This is a genomic window from Arthrobacter sp. CAN_A2 (assembly GCF_015752045.1).
GTDB lineage: Bacteria > Actinomycetota > Actinomycetes > Actinomycetales > Micrococcaceae > Arthrobacter_D.
In genome coordinates, this window is sequence record NZ_JADOUS010000070.1 from 1 (window position 1) to 1,300 (window position 1,300).

Sequence of the window (1,300 nt, forward strand, 5' to 3'; positions counted from 1 at the left end):
TGGGCTGCTGCGGTGATTTCGGACAGCGGAGTCGGTGATTATCTCTACGCTGCCAGGGCTGGCTGCTGGTAACTGTAGTGGACGTCGTTCGGGTACCGGTAGCCGAGCCCGGAGTGCCGGCGGCGGCTGTTGTAGAACCCTTCGATGTAGGCGATCACGTCGCGTCTGGCCTGCTTCTTCGTCGCATAGACGGTCCGGTAGACGCGTTCGTTCTTCAGCGCTGAGAAGAACGATTCAGCCATCGCGTTGTCCCAGCACACCCCGGTGCGGCCCATCGAGGAGCGCATCCCCAGCCCGGTGACCAGGGCCCTGAAACTCGCCGAGGTGTAGACCGACCCGCGATCCGAGTGCCAGATCGCGTCCGGGGCGATCCAGGTCGTCGCAGCCGCGTTCTTCAGGGCGTCCTCGACGAGCTCGGTACGCATGTGATCGGCGATCGACCAGCCGACGACTTTCTTGGAGTAGCAGTCGATGACGGTGGCCAAATACATGAACCCCTCCCACGTGTGGAGGTAGGTGATGTCCCCGACGAACTTCACCCCGGGCCGGTCCGCGGTGAAATCCCGTCGAACCAGATCCGGCATAGTGGCAGCGGCGTCCGCGTCGGCGTGGGTGGTGACCCGGAACGGCCGCGGCTGGCACGGCACCAAGGCTTCCTGACGCATGATCTGGCGCACCAGCTCGGGCGAGCACTCCACCGACTCCGCGGCGAGGTCAGCGTGGATCCGCCGGTACCCGTAGGTGCCGTCGGAGGCCTCGAAGAAGGACCTGATCCGGGTCGCGAGGACTGCGCGGCGGGCCGCGGTCGCTGACTGCGGGCGCCTCAGCCAGTGGTAGTAGCCGGACGTGGACACCTCCAGCCACCGGCACATGGACGCCACCGGGTTCGTCTCGGACGGGTCGTTTTTCTGGGAATCGATGTACTCGTACCTGCTCACTACCGCTGCTCCCTGGCGAAGTAAGCGCTGGCTTTTTTCAGGAACGCCGTCTCCGCCCGCAACTCCTGATTCTCGCGCTCGAGCTCCTTGAGCCGGGCCCGTTCCGGGACCGTCAGCGCAGTCTCGGTCCCGCCATGAACCTGGCGGTACTTGATCAGCCAATTCCGCAGCGTCTCAGGCCCGACACCGTACGCGGTCGCAACGTCCTTGATCGGCTTCGAGGTGGTGATCACCTCCTGACACAACTCGTCCTTGAACTCCTGGGTGAAACGTCGTCGTGAAGCACTCATCTCAGCGGATCTCTCTTCCAGTAACACCCTCAGTTTAAGAGGGCCCACTGTCCGAAATCCCTAGGCCGCCCA

General features: G+C 64.1%; 1 protein-coding gene. It reads right to left on the minus strand.

From position 1 onward, the window contains the following. Window positions 1-44: 44 nt before the first annotated feature. Window positions 45-1,228 (minus strand): IS3 family transposase gene (locus tag IWX63_RS16620; RefSeq protein ID WP_199279254.1). Its coding sequence is split into 2 segments (ribosomal slippage): window positions 45-967 and window positions 967-1,228, totalling 1,185 coding nucleotides; the frame shifts between segments, so codons are not numbered across the junction. Between the last annotated feature and the right edge of the window lie 72 nt (window positions 1,229-1,300).